This window comes from Paenibacillus shunpengii, from assembly GCF_042684905.1.
In the GTDB taxonomy this organism is placed as follows: Bacteria; Bacillota; Bacilli; order Paenibacillales; family Paenibacillaceae; genus Paenibacillus; species Paenibacillus shunpengii.
This window is the reverse complement of record NZ_JBHUMJ010000011.1, coordinates 187,034-206,463: the sequence shown is the minus strand read 5'-3', so window position 1 is coordinate 206,463 and position 19,430 is coordinate 187,034. Positions and strand designations below refer to the sequence as shown.

The window sequence follows — 19,430 nt, the reverse complement described above, 5'->3', positions numbered from 1 at the left end:
ATTCTAAATCGTCTTATCTGCAAGTGAAGACTACGAATAAGAATACCGATCCAGTATTTATGTTTGTGAATTTATTAACAATCGAGAGCTTGAAAAAGCGATACAATGGAGGTATGGGTTAATGTAAAAGAAATAAGGGGGATGGCTCATGGCAGCTCAGAAACCTAAAGACATTGCTGAACTTACAGCGGATACCGGCTTTGCCAAAGCCCATAATCCACTATCTGTCGTCTTGATCCTCGGCTTTTTGGCGGGTGTATATATATCGCTTGGATTTCTGCTCTATATCCGGGTCACCGCAGCGGCTCCCGAGGCTTGGGGCAGTATTACGAATCTAATTGGGGCGCTTGTATTCCCCATTGGCCTGGTGCTGGTATTGATCGCCGGAGGAGAGCTCCTGACGGGCAATATGATGGCGGTATCTCTGGCAAGATTGCGAGGGCGGATCTCTACACTTCTGCTCATCCGAAACATGGCGCTTGTCACGTTGGCAAATTTCGCGGGGGCCATTTTTGTTGCCTATTTTTTCGGTCATGTGCTGGGGCTGACAGGTGAAGGCGTCTATCTGGATAAAGTGGTAAATATGGCGGGACATAAGCTGGAAGACAGCTTCCTGCAGGCTTTTATTTCGGGAATAGGCTGTAACTGGCTTGTGGCACTTGCGGTGTGGCTGTCTTATGCAGCAGATACGATGAGTGGAAAGGTGCTCGGGATCTGGATTCCGACAGCGGCGTTTGTAGCCATTGGCTTTCAGCACGTTGTCGCGAACATGTTTCTCATACCCGCCGCCATATTTGAAGGACATTATTCCTGGAGTATGTACCTGACTAATTTCATTCCGGTTTGGCTGGGCAATTTTGCAGGTGGAGCCGTGTTTGTAGCAGGGGCCTACTATTTGGCATATCTTCATGAACAGCCGCATGGCAAGCCTCTTGCACAGGGTGCCAAGGACAATACTAAAATTCGCCATGTCTAGGTTCGGGGGAACGAAACCTTTACATGACGAATTTTCGGGAGTGGTCTATGATACGGCACTTGGAGGAGGGGTCTTCCTAACTCCTAACTGCCTTGATTTTTATTACCCTTGCATGGAAATGATGAAACAAGCGAAAAAAATATTTTTGATTAGATCAGCTCGTGTGAAAAGCGGTTACTGCCAGTGGCGGGAACTGCTTTTATTTTTTGTCACACTTTGACGATTATGGAATCCGGAATTATGATAAAAGAACTGGTTTGAGCGACTTTGAAACTTAAGAAGTGCTATGAGAAAGGAGAGGCAAGCTGTGATTAATGAACAGAATGGAATATTTCCTGCCGTATGTCCACTGGATTGTCCCGACACCTGCGGACTGCTCTTGCATAAGAAGGAAGGCAAAATTGTGAAGGTGACCGGCAACCCGGATCACCCGATTACCAAGGGCGCCATTTGCAACAAGGTCCGAAACATGACAGAACGTATATATGATGAGAAACGTCTGAAGTATCCTTTGCGGAGAACGGGTCTCAAGGGCGAAGGCAAATTTGAGCGGATATCCTGGGAGGAAGCGATCAGCGAGATTACGGAACGTTTCAAGGCTATATCGCAGAAATACGGAGCAGAAGCTATTTTGCCATACTCTTTCTATGGAAATATGGGGATTCTCGGTGTAGACGGAATGGATCGGCGCTTCTTCCATGCGCTGGGTGCAAGTCAGCTGGAGCAGACCATATGTAATGCAGCCGGCACTACCGGATGGAAATATACGATGGGTGCGAACCGGGGGACTGTGCCGGAAGAAACAGAGCATGCTGATGTCATTATCGTGTGGGGCGGAAATATTATCAGCACGAACATGCATCAGGTAGTCCTTGCAGAGAAAGCGCGTAAAGCAGGTGCCAAGGTCATTGTCATTGATGTTCATCGCAACCGCACGGCACAGTGGGCGGACTGGTTCGTACCGCTGTATCCCGGAACCGATGCCGCACTCGCACTCGGCATGATGAACGTGCTGTTCGAGAAGGGGCTTGTAGATGAGGCGTTCTTGCAGCAACAGACAGTAGGTCACGAGGAGCTTCGCGAGCATGTTAAGAGCTATACACCAGAGCGGGTCTCTCTCATTACCGGTGTTTCTGTGGAGGATATTGTGAAGCTGGCAGAGACCTATGGTCAGGCTAAGGCTGGTTACATCCATATTGGGAATGGCCTTCAGCACCATGATAACGGGGGAATGAATGTAAGGGCTGTTGCCTGTCTCCCCGCGCTGACAGGAGCTTGGGCGAAGCTGGGGGGCGGAGCCTCCAGATCCAACGGAGGCTACGCGAGCTTGAACAGCGACGCGCTGGAGCGTCCAGATCTCAGAGAGAATCCGAATGCACGAAGCATTAACATGAATCAGATTGGCGCAGCGCTTCATGATGAACAGCAGCCCATTAAAGGGATGTTTGTATACTGCTCGAATCCGCTCGTGGTCGCTCCAGATACGAAGCGGGTAGAGCAGGGGTTTGCGAGGGAAGATCTGTTTACGGTGGTTCACGATCTCTTCATGACAGACACAGCCAAATATGCAGATATTGTGCTTCCGGCAACCTCTAATTTTGAGAACACCGATTTGTACAGCTCGCCTTGGCACCAATATGTGCATATCCAGGAGCCGGTTATTGCACCGCTAGGCGAAGCCAAGAGCAACGTAGAGCTGTTCTCACTGCTTGGACAAGCTATGGGGTTTGATGAAGCAGCCTTCAGTGAGACAGAGCTGTCCATGATCGAGGGAGCACTCAATTACCCGGATAATCCATACTTGAACGGGGTGACGCTGAATAAGCTGAAGGAGCAGCGATTCGTGAAGCTGGATATGTCTGAGTATGAACAGTTTCTTGATCATCTGCCTACTCCTTCCGGCAAGATTGAGCTGTATTCCAAGGTGATGCTTGAAGCAGGTCTGTCACCTCTGCCTGTCTATGCGCCGCTTCATGAAGGATATGACGGCGAGCATCCGGCAGGAAGGGAAGACAAGTATCCGCTCATGTTTCTCTCGCCGCCGAATCATAACTTCTTGAACTCGACGTTTGCAAACGTAGAGAAGCATCAGAAGATGGAGAAGCAGCCTATGCTGCATATCCATCCACGGGATGCTGAGCATAGAGGCATTGAGGAGGGAGATCAGGTCGTTGTATATAATGACCGGGGAACTTATCAGTTAACAGCCAAGTTAGGTGAAACCATGCTGCCCGGTACAGTCATCAGCCAGGGTCTCTGGTGGGAAGGAGCGGACGGCAGACAGCGTGCGAACGTGCTGACTCCGGACCGATTATCCGACATGGGCAGAGGGGCTACCTTCTTCTCAACAACGGTTCAAGTCATCAAGCAAGAAGTTTAATCATACAAAGTTAACGACAACGTGGGAGAACAGAACATGAAATGGCTTGAACAATATCCGAAGGAAGTCAAAGTATTCTTAATTGCCAGCCTTGTCAATGCAACCGGCAGTTCATTAATGTGGCCGCTCACCACAATGTATGTATTTGATGAGCTGGGCCGGAGCATGTCACAGGCAGGCTTTGTCATATTGATTCAATCCCTGGGCGGCATATTCGGTCAGCTGCTCGGCGGAGGCTTATACCATAGAATAGGTGTGAAGAAGCTGATCGTTGGTTCGCTGCTGCTGAACGCCATGGGACTGTTCACACTGCCATGGATCAATGAAGTATGGTGGCTGTTTGTGGTCATGATGGGCTTGATCGGGCTATTTAACTCCTTGTCTCTTCCTGCCATTCAAGCCTTTGTCGGCTTTCGCTTTGCTGATCGCAGAGGCGAGCTGTTCAACGTCATCTATGTCGCTCAGAATATCGGGGTTGCGCTCGGGACAGCGCTCAGTGGATTCCTGGCCGATATATCCTATCATTTGAGTTTTATTATGAACGGTGTCACTTCAGCTATATTTGGCGGGTACTTCTTTATGTATTTGAGCAAGGTGGATCGGGAGCAGGGGACGGCCTATGTACCGGCACAGCATAAGAAGGTGAAGCTGCCGGAGGACAATACCTGGTATTTGCTTCGCAACGTTCGGCTCTACCTATTTATCAGTGTGGGTTCCTTGTTCATTCTGCTGGGCAACTCCATCTGGAATACAGGGGTGTCGCCCTTCATCATTGAGGAAGGGATGGAGAAAAAAGCGTACAGCCTGCTGTGGACAATGAACGGGATCCTTATTTTTGTGGCTCAGCCTGTTACCTCTCTGATCAAAAGATGGTTTGCTCAGACTTCGTCTGCCCAGCTGATTGTAAGTGCGATATTCTACACGGCAGGCTTTGCGGTTATTGCACTGTTCCAGCATTATCCTGGTATGATTCTGGCGATGATTCTCATTACGCTTGGGGAGATGCTGATCTCACCTGCTACACCGGCGTTTATATCTGAGTATGGAGGGAAGGCAGCACCGTTCTACTTGGGTGTATCCGGAGGTATTGCTGCGATTGGACGAGTTGCAGGTCCCTATGCAATGGGAATCATGTATGATGCAGGAGGACTATCACCCGTTGCCTGGTTCGCCGCGATTACAGCAGGAATCAGCATTATCGCTTTTGTGGTTCATGCCAAAGTGAACGCATCAAGGAGACTTGCTCTACAAGAGGAATCCGCCGTTCTGTAAGACTAGCAAAAAGCATCCATAGAATCAGACTGTTTCTGACGAGTCCGCCGGACTTTCGGGAACAGTCTTTTTTTGTGCGGAAAATCACACATTTTTCACCCTCTATAGCAATAATTTATCCCTTATCTTCCCTATCGTTTGCTGTTTAAATACTAGGTGAGGATTTGTAAATTCCCTGTTAAATTTGGATGAAGGACCGTCTGTGAATGAAGCGTCCAAGGGAAGGGTCCGACCCTTTTATGAAAGGAGTGGTGTAATTCACCTAAATAGCACAGTTTGTTCAGACTCTTTTTTCTAAAACGATGTAAGCCCACATGAGCACCAGGAAATCCTTGTTATGCTCGAAAGATTAATAGAATAAGTACAGGAGGGATTTAACTTGAATCAGGCTGTTCAATTCCGCCGTGTAATGACAATCGCTTTGGTCATTCTTCTCATTCTTCCGTGGCTTACACCAAGAGCTGACGCTGCTGCCCAGTGGCAGGCAGGGACCGCATACAAGAAAGGAGATATTGTCACATATCAGAACAAGAATTATGAATGTATTCAGGCTCATACGGCCCTAACCGGATGGGAGCCGCCGAATGTGCCGGCATTGTGGAAGGATGTCGGAGGTGGTACGGGAGGAGAGAACCCAACCCCGGCTCCGGATACGATACCGCCTTCCGTTCCAACGGGACTCGCATCAACACTTATAACGGAGACATCCGTTCAGCTGATCTGGAACGCCTCCACAGATAATGTAGCCGTAACCGGATACGAAGTGTACCGGAACGGCAGCCTTGCAGCCAGCACTTCCTCGGCATCTGCTGTTATAAGTGGACTTACCGCCGGTACTACCTATGCTTTCACCGTTAAGTCCAAAGATGCGGCAGGTAATCTCTCCGCTGCAAGCAGTCCTCTCAGTGTAACCACCTCTACTGGCTCTACGAATCCGGGTCCTGCTCCGACAGGCAGCAAATGGCTGATCGGTTACTGGCATAACTTCGACAATGGATCTACCAATATTAGACTTCGCAACGTCTCACCAGCCTATGACATTATCAACGTCTCCTTTGCTGAACCTGTCTCACATGGCAGCGGAACTCTTGCATTCACACCCTATAACTCTACCGTAGAGCAATTCAAATCCGATATCGCTTATCTCCAGAGTCAGGGCAAGAAGGTCCTTCTCTCCATGGGAGGTGCAAACGGGACGATCGAGCTCACCGATGTGACTAAGCGCCAGCAGTTTGAAGAATCACTCAAATCGATTATTTCCACTTATGGCTTTAACGGGCTTGATATTGATCTCGAAGGAAGCTCGTTATCTCTTAACGCGGGAGATACGGATTTTCGCAATCCGACAACCCCTAAGATCGTGAATTTCATTAATGGAGTCAAGGCAGTCAAAGCCCATTTTGGTGCTGATTTTATCCTGACTGCTGCACCTGAAACGGCTTATGTACAAGGCGGATATTTGAGTTATGGCGGTCCATGGGGCGCATACCTGCCGGTCATTCACGCCCTGCGTAATGATCTGACGCTCCTGCATGTACAGCATTACAACAGCGGCTCGATGGTGGGCTTGGACGGACGCTCTTACTCCCAGGGGACAGCTGATTTCCACGTTGCCATGGCTGAAATGCTGCTGCAAGGATTTCATGTTGGCGGAAGCGGAGGGCCTTTCTTTAGTCCACTAAGACCAGACCAGATCGCGATTGGGGTCCCTGCTTCCCAGCAAGCGGCAGGAGGTGGCTACACCGCGCCAGCCGAGCTGCAGAAGGCGCTGAATTACTTGATTAAAGGTGTTTCATACGGTGGTTCTTATACCCTTCGCCAGCCTGCAGGCTATGCAGCGATTAAAGGGATTATGACCTGGTCTATCAACTGGGATGCCTATACGAATAATCAGTTCTCGAACGCGCATCGTCCGTTTCTGAACGGATTTAGCACGCAAACAACGAAGGAGGCCGTGTACTAATGCCAAAGTCGTCTCGTCATCGTCATGCTGCTGCCAGAGCCGCCAAATTATTTTTAGGATTATCCATGCTCTTATCTATTTTCATTCCTTCGCTTGCATTAACCTCAGCTAAGGCGGAGGCCGCTGATGCTTATAAAATTGTCGGATATTATCCGGCCTGGGCAGCCTATGGCAGAACTTACAATGTAACGGATATCGATCCAACCAAGGTGACGCATATCAATTATGCTTTTGCTGATATTTGCTGGAATGGAATTCACGGAAATGCTGATCCCACAGGCCCGAATCCAGCAACCTGGAGCTGTCAGGATGAGAAAGGGCAGGCGATCAGCGTACCGAACGGTACGATTGTGCTTGGTGATCCCTGGATTGATACCGGTAAGCAGTTTGCAGGAGATACATGGGATCAACCCTATGCCGGCAACATTAATCAGCTGAATAAACTGAAGCAGATTAACCCTAATCTGAAGACAATTATTTCCGTTGGCGGCTGGACGTGGTCTAATCGTTTCTCCGATGTCGCGGCAACCGCGGCAACTAGAGAGACCTTTGCCAATTCGGCGGTAGATTTCCTGCGGAAGTATAACTTTGACGGTGTAGATCTGGACTGGGAATACCCGGTTTCAGGCGGACTTGAAGGTAACAGCAAACGCCCTCAAGACAAACAGAATTACACGCTCCTGCTTAGCAAAATCCGTGAGAAGCTGAATGCAGCAGAAGCAGTGGATGGCAAGGATTATCTGCTGACGATCGCAAGCGGAGCCTCCCCGAGCTATGTAGCCAATACGGAGCTGGCGAATATCGCATCTATCGTAGATTGGATCAACATTATGACATATGACTTTAATGGTGCATGGCAAAAGATCTCAGCACATAACGCGCCGCTGTATAATGACCCGGCGGCTGCTGCCGCAGGTGTGCCTGATACCAGCACGTTTAATGTCTCGGCTGGGGCACAGGGACATCTTGATGCAGGCGTGCCTGCAAGCAAGCTTGTACTGGGCGTGCCATTCTACGGCCGCGGCTGGGATGGCTGTACACAGACGAGTAACGGACAGTATCAAACATGCTCGGGTGGTTCTTCCGTAGGAACATGGGAGCCAGGCTCATTTGATTTTTACGATCTGGAAGCGAACTACATTAACAAGAACGGATATACGCGTTACTGGAACGATACGGCTAAGGTTCCTTATCTGTACAATGCATCGAATAAGCGCTTCATCAGCTATGATGATGTGGAATCCCTCGGACACAAGACCGCTTATATCAAGAGCAAAGGACTTGGCGGAGCGATGTTCTGGGAGCTGAGCGGAGACCGTAACAAGACGCTCCAGAATAAGCTGAAGGCAGATCTGTCTACCGGAGGCACAACACCGCCTCCTGCGGATACGACTGCACCAAGCGCTCCAGCGAATGCTCGATCGACGGCGGTTACGGCAAGCTCCGTGACGCTCGCATGGAACGCTTCCACAGACAACGTGGGGGTTACCGGCTACAACGTGTATAATGGCGCAAACCTGGCAGCAACCGTTACAGGTACAACGGCTACGGTCAGCTCGCTTGCGGCAAACACTTCTTACACCTTTACAGTGAAGGCGAAGGATGCAGCCGGCAACTTATCTGCTGCCAGCAATGCAGTAACTGTGAAGACTTCCAGCACGACACCGCCTTCCGATTCGACGGCTCCAACCGTACCGGCTAATCTGACCTCCACAGCCCAAACGACCTCCAGTGTCTCACTGAGCTGGGCGGCTTCCACGGACAATGTCGGTGTGACAGGGTATGAAGTATACAATGGAGGGAATTTGGCAACGACAGTAACCGGAACTACAGCGACAATCAGTGGTCTTGCGGCAAATACCACATATACTTTCACAGTGAAAGCGAAGGATGCCGCCGGCAATTTGTCTGCGGCAAGCAGCGCGCTTAGTGTGAAGACCAAGGCGGAAACAGGTAATCCAGGTGCTTCACCTTGGCAATCGAATACAGCATATACGGTTGGTCAGCTGGTGACCTATAATGGCAGCACGTATAAATGCCTGCAAGCCCACACGTCCTTACCTGGCTGGGAGCCTGCGATTGTGCCGGCCTTGTGGCAGAAGCAGTAGCAATGATCAGCCGCAGTACAAACGGCAGTACAACCATTTAGCACAAAAACAGCTTCAACAAGGCGCTCAGGTGGCGGCCAGATCAGGAGGAGTGTGATGATTCTTTCCATTTGGTAAGCCAACCCACTGCATTGAATTCGTTGCTATAATAACCGTAATCAAGACGCTTCCGGTTTTTTCTCGGAGGCGTCTCTTTTTTACGTCTTATGCACGTTGAAATACAGCGTTACATGTCATTTCATCTGTGATTCTGTAAAAAGCCTGTGATAGAATAGGAAAAAACGCTTTAGTCAGGCGCATTCGCTGAAAGAGCGTCAATAGAAGGGTTGGATTCATGTGATTATTATCCAGGAGGCCATAGAGGTCCGGCTATCGCATCTAAGAGATGCAAGACAGCTTATGGATCTGGATGCACTTGTATGGGACGAGCATACCGCACCTGGACCGGTCCAATGGACATCGAGGGAGCAGTATCTGAACGCTTGTCCACCAGGCAGTCAGATGATTGCGGTTATGGATACTCGCGTTGTCGGCTATGTTGGATTCAGAACACCGACTGGACTGAGGAGTAATTCACATGTATTGGAGATTCATATTGCTGTCCATCCTGCCTACCAGAAGCAAGGAATTGGCAGCATGCTCATGGATGCGGTGAAAGAGCTGGCGAGAGAACAACAAGTGAGGAAGCTCCGTTTAAGAGTGCTGTCCCATAATAGAAGGGCGCTTGCATTCTATCAGAAATGCGGCTTTATTGAGGAAGGCCGTCTGCTGAATGAATTCTGTATCGGCGGTAAATACGTTGATGATATATTGATGCGCTATTTGTTGAAGTAATGGATGGACTGCGTTCCTTATTAATTGGAGTGAAAAATTAGGCGACCGTCTGATTCTTATTGTAAGAAGCAGACGGTTTTTTTGCTGTGGTGAGAAACCGACAGGTGATAGAGAAATCATTGAGAAATGAACCGATTTTTGTTCTCAATTGTCTATATAGCATCAGATAAAGAGAGGGGTGAAGTCATTGACCGAACGAGAGCTGTTTGACTCGTACCATAAGGACGTGTACAGAACATGCTACTACATGCTAAGGCATGCACAGGATGCCGAGGATGCGTGCCATGATATTTTTATTACGGTATTCCGTCAGCAACAAGACTTTGCAGGTAATGGGGAAAACAAAAGGATGGATGTGTACGAGAATTACCAGGAGCGAATGAGCTCGAGCTTTATGCTTATATGTACGGTATCGAGCAGCCAGAAGCTGTGCTTCGTGTAGCTCTCACTGACGGCGAATAAACATACTGATTCATAGCTATTCTAGATGCAGCAATAGGAGAGTTCATTCGAATTCAACATTAAGCGAGGCTGTCCGCAAGCAGGACAGCCTCTTTGTTCATATTCTTATATTAGAGTTAGCTTATTCCCGATATTTTGTTTCGTGCACTGTCTGCGGCGCCTGCTGAGGTCCGAACTCCACCTTGGCGGAGATTCTTTTGCTTGATGCCTGTGTGTTCTCTGTGCCTGAATTTAGCTGCGCTTGATTGCTGTATGGACTTGCATTCAGCGCCATTCCCATCGTTAAAGTCATCGCAAGTGAGCTGGACATCACCCATTGCGACATCGTCTTATTCATGTGTTCATACCTTCCCTTCCTAATGTGGGGACATGTATACTTTAACCAAACGGGATGAAGTCAGGATGAAGAGAAGCTTAAGCTCACATTAAAAATAGAAAAGGCCTATCTGCATAGGCCTAATCATGTTCATTATGTAGTATAGATCGTTACCGGAGCAGCTTCCATTCGCTTTGGAGCATGCCATACACGGCATGGTTCACATAGCCCTGCGGCAGCTTCTCTGCCTCCCGGACAATCCCTTCGAGGACAAATCCGAGTCTCTCTGGAATTCCGCGGCTCTTGTGATTACCAGTAGCGCAGCGGATCTCCACCCGGTTCAAATCAAGCTCAATGAGCGCGTAATCTACAAGCGCGCGGCAGGCCGAGCTCATGAGTCCCTGACCTTCATGATTTTTGCCAAGCCAGTAGCCGATGCTCACAGATCTGTTATTCCAATCAATTTCATGAAAGCCGATCACGCCGGCAAGCTCATCTTTGACCCAAATTCCAGCTGTGAATCCACCATTTTCAGAGCCTTGCTTGAGCGAATTTTTGATGAAATTAACGGAATGCTGTTGTTCAACAATCTGATCTACCCATGGCAGCCATTCGCGCAGCCGCTCTCTGGATCGATCTGTAAGATTAAACAATGCACCAGCGTGCTCGAGTGACAGGGGTCTTAATTCAATATCTTCATCGACCTTGTATGCAAACATCATCAAACCTTCTTTCATCCATAGAGTAAAATAGATAGATCAATACTTTTATATGAGTTAGATTTATCTAGATAACGGGATTTTTTGCTCCAGTGCATAGATATCGTCTTCCATGGATACCATCCGCTGATTGACGAGTGTGCGGCAGTCACTTAGTGCCTGATTATATATATAGGGAGAAAGTGATGTCAGGAAGAAATCAAGCATGCTGTCTGCTGCCAGCTCACCGATGGTTTCTCCCCGCTCTTCTTCAAAATGCTGCTGGATTAGACGAATCATGTGCTCTTTCTGCTCTTTGGGCAATTTTGTAGCCTTCATCAAATATACTCCTTTTACACCTCATTTTCCTTCATGCTACCTTATATTAGGCGAACCGTCAAAATGACATTTACAGATCAATAACAAGCACATTATGTAGAAAGGAGGTGCCGAATATGCCCATGCGTTCCTTTACCAAAGTACTGCTCTGGCTGTCGATGATTAGTATGGTGGTCACTTTGGTTATGCTGTGGATGACAAGAGAAAATATATTAGCCGTCCTATTTATCCCGATGATTGCAGCGACTCTGTATGCTCCGAATGGCATGCTCAGCAGTACGCTCTCCTGGGTAATTCTTGTATCGGGGTACCTGCTGCTATTCGCAATTCTCATACTGGATATGTACCTTATTCGGTTTATCGCCCGTATTTTACAAAAAGCAATGAGAGGGAATTCCCATCTTTAAAGAAATGTAATTGTTATACTGGATTCGATATGTCAGAATCATTGCGGTGCGCTGAAGTTAAAGGTATATTTATTAGATCAGGATTATGCATTATTCGATCATATTTAAGGTATAGTCGATACAATTTACGAGAGAAAGGTTGATAATTGTGGAGAAGTCCTTAACCCCCTCCAATTTTATAAAAAACGTGATCTCCGAGGATCTTCGTGCAGGTAAAGTGAAGGAAGTTGTCACTCGGTTCCCGCCCGAGCCGAATGGATATCTACATATTGGACATGCCAAGGCCATTTGGATTAATTTTGCGCTTGCTGAAGAATTTGGCGGCAGCACCAACTTGCGCTTCGATGATACGAATCCGGCAAAGGAAGACGAAGAGTATGTGAAATCCATTCAGGAAGATGTGAAATGGCTCGGCTATGAATGGAAGGAAAAAAGATTCGCATCGGATTATTTTGAACAAATGTATGAAGCGGCAGTCAAGTTGATTAAGAAAGGTCTTGCTTACGTCGATGATCTGAGTGCGGACCAAATCCGCGAGCTGCGCGGAACATTGACTGAGCCAGGCAAGAACAGCCCATACCGTGATCGCAGCGTTGAAGAGAATCTGGAGCTGTTCACACAGATGCGAAACGGTGAATTCAAGGACGGCGAGCGTGTGCTGCGTGCCAAGATTGACATGGCCTCCCCGAACATCAATCTGCGGGACCCTGTTATTTACCGGATTGCTCACGTCACTCATCACAATACCGGAGATCAATGGTGCATTTATCCGATGTATACCTTTGCCCATCCGCTGGAGGATGCGATCGAGCATGTGACCCACTCCCTCTGTTCCCTGGAGTTCGAGGACCAGCGTCCGTTCTACGATTGGGTTATTGAGCATTGTGAAATGGATGCAGAGCCTCATCAATATGAGTTCGGTCGTCTTAATCTGGCCCAAACCGTAACGAGTAAACGCAAATTAAAGCTCCTCGTGGACGAAGGGCATGTCGATGGCTGGGATGATCCGCGGATGCCGACCATCTCGGGACTTCGCCGCAGAGGCTATACGCCGGAAGCGCTGCGGGAGTTTGTCTATGAGACAGGAATCTCCAAGAGCCAAGGCCTGGTTGATCTGCAAATGCTGGAGCACTTTATCCGCGAGGACTTGAAGCTGAAGGCACCTCGTACAATGGCTGTGCTTGATCCGATCAAGGTGGTTATTACGAATTATCCAGAAGGTCAAACCGAAATGCTGGAGGCAGAGAACAATCAGGAGAATGAAGAGATGGGCACTCGCCAAATTCCGTTCTCCCGCGAAATCTACATTGAGCGCGAGGACTTTATGGAGGATCCGCCGAGCAAATATTTCCGTCTGTTCCCTGGGAACGAGGTTCGTCTAAAGCATGCCTACTTCATTAAATGTAATGATGTTATCAAGGACGAAGAAGGCAACGTTGTTGAGATTCACTGCACCTATGATCCTGAAACGAAGAGCGGTTCCGGCTTTACCGGCCGCAAGGTCAAAGGCACGATTCACTGGGTGGAGGCAAGTCAAGCGATTCCGGCAGAATTCCGCCTGTTCGAGCCGCTGATCAACAAGGAAGAGCCGGAAGGCGATACAGAGCTTGAGGAGGAAAAAGAAGCTACGGTTGCAGCACCTAAGTCATTCCTTGATGAGCTGAACCCGAATTCGCTGACCATCGTTCACGGCTATGTCGAGCCGAATATGGCGGATGCCAAGCCGCAGGACAAGTTCCAGTTCTTCCGCCATGGCTACTTTAATGTGGATTCCAAATATTCGGAGCCAGGCAAGCCTGTGTTTAACCGGGTTGTATCACTGAAGAGCTCCTTCCATTTGCCGAAGGCGTAAAATGGAAGGAATGAAAGATCATGTTGAGGCTTATGGCCGCTCCGGCAGCAGATGATCCCTCTGGTCGCTGTTGCTTTACGAATTTGATGATTTGATTAACATAATGCTGGGCAAATTCGAAAGCAAAGGCGAACGCTAACGCTCCTACGTGATCATTCTGCTTCCTTCGCTTAACGCCTCAAGTAACTATTTTCAATCTTCCACTCTCCGAAAAGGAGAATGGAAGGAGTGGGATAGATGTAGGGGGCGCTGATGCTGCTCAGCGTGATGAACTTCAAATAATCCATTTTCCGCTCTTCTCGGGCGGAGATATAGGAAACGCCGTTCTCTAATGTACAGAGAACGGCGTTTTTTTAGCTTCCGACCTTGTAGCTGGAAGGCAGTGGAGGCTGGTATCCGTATTTCTTCACGATATAAAACATGATCCCAAACCCGATGATGCCGATCACGGACAAAATGACCCCATACTGATACATGACAGATGCGCCGAAGTTCTGGAACATGAATCCCCCGAAGATTCCGGCGATAACGCCGGATACGCCGCCCCAGGAGAGCGTATAGAGCGCCTGCCCGGATGAACGATAAGGTCTCGGGATGAAGAGCATCGTCAGCTGGGTGCCTACATAGAAATACCCTCCGAAGGTTACCGAGTGAAGCAGCTGAATGAATGCGATCTGCAGCGGATCTGTCGCCAGCGCCATCAGCTCCCAGCGTACGGCGAAGAGGATGCTGACCACGGTCAGACAGCCCAGCATAACGGTCATCTTACGCTTTAGAAACCGATCAAATAAGAGGAACACTGCCACTTCCAATATGGAGGACATAAATACGGCAAGTCCAACCATCTGCTTGCTTCCTCCGAGCTCGGTAATGTACAGCGAGACGAACGCACTGTTCATCGCATTCGGCACGGAGACCAGAACACCGAGGATAATAAAAGTCATGAAATAAGGGTTAAGCACCACTTGACCAAACCCGCGCATACTGACGACCGGACCGTCCGAGGTTCGCTGCAGCTGCGGCAGAAGAACAGCGAAGAAGATGGCCGTCAGCAGCAGCACACTGAATACGATCGATATGCCGCTGTCACCGAGCCGATCCATGACTGGACCTGCAGCGACAGCAGTCAGCGCCCAGCCGAGAGATCCCCATAGACGAAATGAGCCAAATTTATGGTTCGTCCCATCAATGTATACCAGGATCATGCTGTTGGTTTGTGCGAATAAGGGACTCTGGAAAAAATAGAAGAAGATCATCGCTGCAAAAATAAGGCTATACGTCGGAGCAAGAAATACAGCCTGTACGAATACCAGCGTCCCTGCTAACATGAGAAGAACCGTCTTACGGATATTTTGCGAGCGGTCGCTCATGAAGCCCCAGAAGGGGTTGGCGAAGAGGGACACGAAGGGGCCAATGGCCATAAGTGTTCCGATCTGAAGCTTGGTTAATCCATTATTTTGGAGATAAATTGAGAAAAAGCTGGTGAACACGGCGACAGCACCGTACACGAAGAAGTTATACAGCTTCAGCTGCGATAATGTATGCAAAGGGATGCCATTCCTTTCATTTCAGGTGGACCGAGCTAGGGTACTGCACAAGCAGGACAACTTCAAACCGATGGGTTTGACAATCCAAGAATCCCTCGCCTCTTTAGGTGGAGGGAGTGTTCAATACACTGTAGCATGTACTTGTAAGGGGATACAATCATTTTTGATACACATTTGCATTATTTTCGTGAGAGCGGGTGGATTTAATGAGAGTTTCGGGAATTATTTTGGCAGGCGGACTCTCCAGCAGAATGGGGACAGACAAGGCACTGCTGCCACTGGGAGAAGCCAATGTCATTCAGACGATCGCCTCTGAATTAGCTAGAGCTGTAGATGATGTCCGTATTGCCGTCGGCAAAGAATATAAGAAGGAGTATGCAGAGCTTGGGTATAGGCAGGCAGCTGATGTATACCCGGGAGGCGGCCCGCTTGCAGGATTGCATGCAGGCCTGACAGCACACCGGGGTGCCAACTCCTCCGGGGTAGGAGGCTGGAGCTTATCTGTTCCGTGTGACACTCCGCTTGTCCGCTCCGAGCTGTTCAAGGTATTGATCCAATATGCAGAAGAGCAGGAGAACTCCGGCTATCAGGCGATCGTCCCTGTGATTGAAGGTCAGACGCATCCCCTGATTGCGATGTACCACGATTGTGTCATCCCTGTACTTGAGCAGCAGCTTGAGACGGGCAAGCGAAGGGTCATGGATTTTCTTTTTCAGATCCGTGTTAGATATATCACAGCGCATGAGCTGGCAGCAGAAGCTGGAGTGCCATGGACAACGTCCGAAATTTCAGAGATGTTTACTAATATGAATCAGATGGAGGATTATGAGCGAATCAAGGAGCGCTGTCGTCTGTAGCGAACATAGCGGACAATTCAGTCTTGATTTGCTCTATAATCTGTTCCTTCTGATCTTCTGCGGCATCATCCATATCGCCAAACAATAGATGACCTACGGGCTGTGTACCCACGAACTCCAGTATGCCTGCACCTGCGGTAACCCTGAGACCGTCTGTCATTCCGATCTGGTCGTAATGTGCAGCGGATGAGCCGTGAGTATTAATAATCAAGCTGTGCTTGTCCGTGAGCATCCGGATCAGCTGGCCGTCCTCGTTGTAAGCATAGGCAAAACCATAGGAGAACACGCGGTCAATGTAACCCTTCAGTATAGCTGGCATGCCTGCCCACCATATAGGATAGATAAAGATAAGCGAGTCAGCGTCTAATATATATTGCTGCTCCTTCAGTACGTCTTCCTTCGGTGCTTCTCCAGCGTAACAGTCAGCCATTTCCTGCTCGCTGAGAACAGGGTCGAAATTCAGTCCATACAGATCTCTCACCACAACCGTGTGGCCTGATTTTTCCAGTGTTTGTTGCACCGTTTGGCATATTCGATGATTAAAGCTGTCCTGAACAGGATGCGCATATATGATCAGATGCTTCATTGTTCTATCTCCTCCCAGCCCACAGAATAGGGTATAGCGAGAAGGGAGATTCACGATAGAATCCCCCCTTCGCTTGGTATAGATCCTCGATGTAACGTCCCTGCTTATGTGCCTTAGCCGGGGTTCATCCTCTACTTTATTAGAAATTGAAGTTGTCTGGATCGGCTCCAAAACGTTCATTTTTGTTAAGTCCGTTAATCGTATCCATATCCATAACTGTCAGCTCGAAATCAAAAATATCCGCATTCTCTTCGATTCGGCTTGGCGTAACGGATTTAGGGATTGTGATGGCACCCTGCTGAATATGCCAGCGCAGAATGACCTGAGCTACCGATTTATTATATTTATCAGCGATGACTTGGATCGTCGTGTTGTCCAGCAGCTTACCGTTGCCGAGCGGTGACCATCCCTCGAACAGAATACCCTGTGCTTTACAGAAGGCACGAAGCGGCTCTTGAGAGAGCTGTGGATGAAATTCAACCTGATTGACCGCGGGAACGACAGTGGCATCCGCGAGCAGGTCCTCCAGATGATGAATATGGAAGTTGCAGACGCCGATCGCACGTACTTTACCATCTGCATAGAGCTTCTCCAGTGCCTTCCATGTATCTTTATATTTGCCTGCTACCGGCCAGTGGATGAGGTAGAGGTCAAGGTAATCAAGTCCAAGCTTCGAAAGGCTCTCATCAAATGCACGCAGCGTGGATTCGTAGCCTTGGTCACTGTTCCATACTTTGGTCGTAATAAACAACTCTTCGCGAGGAACGCCTGAATCCTTGATCGCTTGGCCAACGCTCTCCTCGTTCTTGTAAGCTGCAGCGGTATCAATGGCACGGTAGCCATGAGTAATCGCATGCTTAACCGCATTATAGGCTTCATCACCTTCTTTTACCTTCCATACACCTAATCCAAACTGCGGCATTTTAACTCCATTATTCAGTGTGACGGTATCTTGTAGATGTGCAATAGTCATTGTTAATCCCTCCGCTTTGTAGTTTTGTTTGGAATTCAGCCAGATTGCTCAGCTTGAGAGGCGAACACCATAATTCATATTACACGGAATCAATCTTCTAAAACCGTTAATTTGCTCTAGTGAAGAGCATATCGTTTCGAATTCACCTGATAGGAAAGTGATGAGATTGACTCAACCCCTATTCTAAAATTTTTAACGGGTGAATAGCAAGCAGCTGCATTTTCGAAAGGCCATAGAAATGGCGAAATCTTCATCAAGACACAGCGAGCTCACGCATAATTCGGGCGAGTGTTGTGATTCCGGCTTGAAGTTCAGAGAGCGATGCAAAGGCGTAGGACAAGCGAATATAATCCTGGTCCATTCGGTCATATATACTTCCGGGATTAATCAGAATCTGCTCAGCGAGCGCTCTCCGGAACAGTTTGTCAGAACGGATGCCGCTGCTGAGCCTGATCCACATATAAAATCCCCCCTGCGGAACATTCCATTCAGCCAGATCGGCACAATGCAGCTGCAACAGCTCGAGAACATAGTCACGTCTATGCTTGAGCGCAAGTCGAATCCGATGTAAGTGGACATCATGATATCCTTCTTTAAGCCACAGCTCGGCAGCATCCTGGGCAAGACTGCTTGCCCCATAATCGGTTTGCATTTTTAGATCGGCCAAGCGTTTAATAACGGGCAAAGGACCTGTGACCCACCCGATTCGCAGACCTGGGCTCACGGTCTTGGACAGTGTTCCCATATGAAGGACATAACCACCGGGATCAAACGCTTTGAGGGAAGGAGGAGGCACTGTCTCAAACCATAACTCGCTATAGGCGCTGTCCTCCAATATAGGGAGCCCCGTATTCTGGGCTGTATTCATTAATTGGCTGCGTCTATCCGCGCTCATCACCGTTCCTGTCGGGTTCTGAAAGGACGGGATCGTATAGAGCAGGGAAGGGTGATACTGCTGTACATAATGCTGCACACGATCTGCTCTCAAGCCTTCATGGTCCATCGGCATGCCAATCATGCGTATACCTGCCGACTGAAAAGGATGAATCGAGTATAGATAGGACGGCTTCTCGACCAGGATGGAAGCATTCCTTGGCAGAAGTCCAATCGCAATGAGCTGCATCGCTTGAATGGAGCCGGACACGACGAGAATCGAATCCGGAGAAGCAGTGATGCCTTGTGTCGCCAAATGAGAGGATATTGCTTCACGGAGTCCTGGGGAGCCTTGAGGTTCAAGATATCCCAGGTGATGAGCCTGTCGTCTGGCTAACTCTGCATAGATGGAGCTGAATTCAGCATTCGGAAGAAGTTCAGGTGATAATTCCCCTGTTCCGAGCCGGTTCATGGCTTTGCTAAATTCGGTATCGTTAATTTCCTGAACTTCAGGAAGGTTAGGGTAATGCGTTCCGCTCTCAGCGTAATCCTCCCAATCCGGAACCGTTACAGGCATCCCATTCCAGCCTGCCCGTGATACAATCGTCCCTCCGCCATAATTTCCTTCGATGAAACCGCCGGCTCGAAGCTCATCCAGGGCAGCGATAATCGTACTCCGATTGACCTTGAAGGCTGCGGCCAGTGCCCTTTGAGAGGGCAGCCGCATGCCCTTGGTCCACTCTCCCTGCATAATCTTATCTTTGATATATTGTTCAATCTGCTGATACAGCGGGATGGACAGCTCAGGATCGGGCTGCCAATGGATATCCTGTGATCTCATGAGGAAGCAGACTCCTTTTGGTCATATGATGTGTAACTATATCATTTGGCTGGGTATAGCATCAACCAAATGGCTGGGTACAATTCAGCAGTGATGCTGTAGGATGAATGAGAATCAGAGAAGAGAAGGGCAGGAGAACATTTGAA

The 19,430-nt window shown here is 48.7% G+C and carries 16 protein-coding genes and 1 pseudogene; 10 read left to right on the top strand and 7 right to left on the bottom strand.

All coding sequences use genetic code 11. From position 1 onward, the window contains the following. The first annotated feature begins 148 nt into the window (after window positions 1–148). The 7 genes and pseudogenes from ACFSVM_RS22910 to ACFSVM_RS22880 all read left to right on the top strand — a co-directional run. Complete coding sequence (locus ACFSVM_RS22910) at window positions 149–976, top strand: formate/nitrite transporter family protein (protein WP_076314449.1); 828 nt, start codon at window positions 149–151, stop codon at window positions 974–976. Between the two features lie 286 nt (window positions 977–1,262). Next, the gene (locus ACFSVM_RS22905; RefSeq protein WP_379264783.1) at window positions 1,263–3,356 is read left to right on the top strand and encodes a molybdopterin-containing oxidoreductase family protein; all 2,094 of its coding nucleotides are present in this window, start codon (window positions 1,263–1,265) and stop codon (window positions 3,354–3,356) included. A 36-nt stretch (window positions 3,357–3,392) separates the two neighbouring features. Next, entirely contained in the window at window positions 3,393–4,628 is a 1,236-nt protein-coding gene (locus tag ACFSVM_RS22900; protein ID WP_379264781.1) for an MFS transporter, read from the top strand. A gap of 409 nt (window positions 4,629–5,037) precedes the next feature. Beyond that, window positions 5,038–6,591 (top strand): chitinase, encoded by a 1,554-nt coding sequence (locus ACFSVM_RS22895; RefSeq protein ID WP_379265229.1) that lies wholly within the window; start codon window positions 5,038–5,040, stop codon window positions 6,589–6,591. Beyond that, window positions 6,591–8,699 (top strand): glycosyl hydrolase family 18 protein, encoded by a 2,109-nt coding sequence (locus ACFSVM_RS22890; protein ID WP_379264779.1) that lies wholly within the window; start codon window positions 6,591–6,593, stop codon window positions 8,697–8,699. The genes ACFSVM_RS22895 and ACFSVM_RS22890 overlap by 1 nt, the downstream gene beginning before the upstream one ends. 336 nt (window positions 8,700–9,035) lie before the next feature. Beyond that, complete coding sequence (locus ACFSVM_RS22885) at window positions 9,036–9,533, top strand: GNAT family N-acetyltransferase (protein ID WP_379264777.1); 498 nt, start codon at window positions 9,036–9,038, stop codon at window positions 9,531–9,533. A 187-nt stretch (window positions 9,534–9,720) separates the two neighbouring features. Next, a pseudogene (locus tag ACFSVM_RS22880) lies at window positions 9,721–9,846 on the top strand (RNA polymerase sigma factor); the annotation flags it as partial. 270 nt (window positions 9,847–10,116) lie between these two features. Here the strand turns inward: ACFSVM_RS22880 and ACFSVM_RS22875 are convergent. The 3 genes from ACFSVM_RS22875 to ACFSVM_RS22865 all read right to left on the bottom strand — a co-directional run bounded on the left by ACFSVM_RS22875 (window position 10,117) and on the right by ACFSVM_RS22865 (window position 11,348). Next, window positions 10,117–10,332 (bottom strand): hypothetical protein, encoded by a 216-nt coding sequence (locus ACFSVM_RS22875; RefSeq protein ID WP_076314453.1) that lies wholly within the window; start codon window positions 10,330–10,332, stop codon window positions 10,117–10,119. A gap of 149 nt (window positions 10,333–10,481) precedes the next feature. Further along, complete coding sequence (locus ACFSVM_RS22870) at window positions 10,482–11,030, bottom strand: GNAT family N-acetyltransferase (protein WP_076314454.1); 549 nt, start codon at window positions 11,028–11,030, stop codon at window positions 10,482–10,484. 63 nt (window positions 11,031–11,093) lie between these two features. Next, a complete protein-coding gene (locus ACFSVM_RS22865; protein ID WP_076314455.1) occupies window positions 11,094–11,348 on the bottom strand; it encodes a DUF2164 domain-containing protein in 255 nt (84 codons plus the stop codon). Between the two features lie 116 nt (window positions 11,349–11,464). On the opposite strand from ACFSVM_RS22865, the gene ACFSVM_RS22860 reads away from it, so the two are divergent. Continuing rightward, window positions 11,465–11,755: a hypothetical protein gene (locus ACFSVM_RS22860; RefSeq protein WP_076314456.1), complete on the top strand. Its 291-nt coding sequence runs from the start codon at window positions 11,465–11,467 to the stop codon at window positions 11,753–11,755. A 148-nt stretch (window positions 11,756–11,903) separates the two neighbouring features. Continuing rightward, entirely contained in the window at window positions 11,904–13,607 is a 1,704-nt protein-coding gene (locus tag ACFSVM_RS22855; protein ID WP_379264774.1) for a glutamine--tRNA ligase/YqeY domain fusion protein, read from the top strand. Between the two features lie 353 nt (window positions 13,608–13,960). Here the strand turns inward: ACFSVM_RS22855 and ACFSVM_RS22850 are convergent, their stop codons facing one another. Beyond that, window positions 13,961–15,154 carry an MFS transporter gene (locus ACFSVM_RS22850; protein WP_256702965.1) on the bottom strand — a complete coding sequence of 398 codons (1,194 nt, stop codon included), beginning with the start codon at window positions 15,152–15,154 and terminating at the stop codon, window positions 13,961–13,963. A 206-nt stretch (window positions 15,155–15,360) separates the two neighbouring features. On the opposite strand from ACFSVM_RS22850, the gene mobA reads away from it, so the two are divergent. Beyond that, window positions 15,361–16,011 (top strand): molybdenum cofactor guanylyltransferase, encoded by a 651-nt coding sequence (gene mobA / locus ACFSVM_RS22845; RefSeq protein ID WP_379264772.1) that lies wholly within the window; start codon window positions 15,361–15,363, stop codon window positions 16,009–16,011. On the opposite strand, the gene ACFSVM_RS22840 is transcribed toward mobA, so the two are convergent. From ACFSVM_RS22840 to pdxR, 3 genes are all read right to left on the bottom strand, one after another. Next, window positions 15,989–16,597: an NAD(P)H-dependent oxidoreductase gene (locus tag ACFSVM_RS22840; protein WP_379264770.1), complete on the bottom strand. Its 609-nt coding sequence runs from the start codon at window positions 16,595–16,597 to the stop codon at window positions 15,989–15,991. The two genes, mobA and ACFSVM_RS22840, sit on opposite strands and share 23 nt — an antisense overlap. A 139-nt stretch (window positions 16,598–16,736) precedes the next feature. After that, complete coding sequence (locus ACFSVM_RS22835; RefSeq protein WP_379264768.1) at window positions 16,737–17,570, bottom strand: aldo/keto reductase; 834 nt, start codon at window positions 17,568–17,570, stop codon at window positions 16,737–16,739. Between the two features lie 253 nt (window positions 17,571–17,823). After that, window positions 17,824–19,284 carry a MocR-like pyridoxine biosynthesis transcription factor PdxR gene (gene pdxR / locus ACFSVM_RS22830; RefSeq protein WP_076314462.1) on the bottom strand — a complete coding sequence of 487 codons (1,461 nt, stop codon included), beginning with the start codon at window positions 19,282–19,284 and terminating at the stop codon, window positions 17,824–17,826. Window positions 19,285–19,430 lie beyond the last annotated feature (146 nt).

Excerpts from the sequence above, each read along its gene's own strand:
- ACFSVM_RS22870 (WP_076314454.1), bottom strand. The coding sequence starts at position 11,030 with ATGTTTGCATACAAGGTCGATGAAGATATTGAATTAAGACCCCTGTCA.
- ACFSVM_RS22860 (WP_076314456.1), top strand. The coding sequence starts at position 11,465 with ATGCCCATGCGTTCCTTTACCAAAGTACTGCTCTGGCTGTCGATGATT.
- ACFSVM_RS22905 (WP_379264783.1), top strand. The coding sequence starts at position 1,263 with ATGAGAAAGGAGAGGCAAGCTGTGATTAATGAACAGAATGGAATATTT.
- ACFSVM_RS22865 (WP_076314455.1), bottom strand. The coding sequence starts at position 11,348 with ATGAAGGCTACAAAATTGCCCAAAGAGCAGAAAGAGCACATGATTCGT.
- ACFSVM_RS22910 (WP_076314449.1), top strand. The coding sequence starts at position 149 with ATGGCAGCTCAGAAACCTAAAGACATTGCTGAACTTACAGCGGATACC.
- mobA (WP_379264772.1), top strand. The coding sequence starts at position 15,361 with ATGAGAGTTTCGGGAATTATTTTGGCAGGCGGACTCTCCAGCAGAATG.
- ACFSVM_RS22840 (WP_379264770.1), bottom strand. The coding sequence starts at position 16,597 with ATGAAGCATCTGATCATATATGCGCATCCTGTTCAGGACAGCTTTAAT.
- ACFSVM_RS22895 (WP_379265229.1), top strand. The coding sequence starts at position 5,038 with ATGACAATCGCTTTGGTCATTCTTCTCATTCTTCCGTGGCTTACACCA.
- ACFSVM_RS22900 (WP_379264781.1), top strand. The coding sequence starts at position 3,393 with ATGAAATGGCTTGAACAATATCCGAAGGAAGTCAAAGTATTCTTAATT.
- ACFSVM_RS22890 (WP_379264779.1), top strand. The coding sequence starts at position 6,591 with ATGCCAAAGTCGTCTCGTCATCGTCATGCTGCTGCCAGAGCCGCCAAA.
- ACFSVM_RS22875 (WP_076314453.1), bottom strand. The coding sequence starts at position 10,332 with ATGAATAAGACGATGTCGCAATGGGTGATGTCCAGCTCACTTGCGATG.
- ACFSVM_RS22835 (WP_379264768.1), bottom strand. The coding sequence starts at position 17,570 with ATGACTATTGCACATCTACAAGATACCGTCACACTGAATAATGGAGTT.
- pdxR (WP_076314462.1), bottom strand. The coding sequence starts at position 19,284 with ATGAGATCACAGGATATCCATTGGCAGCCCGATCCTGAGCTGTCCATC.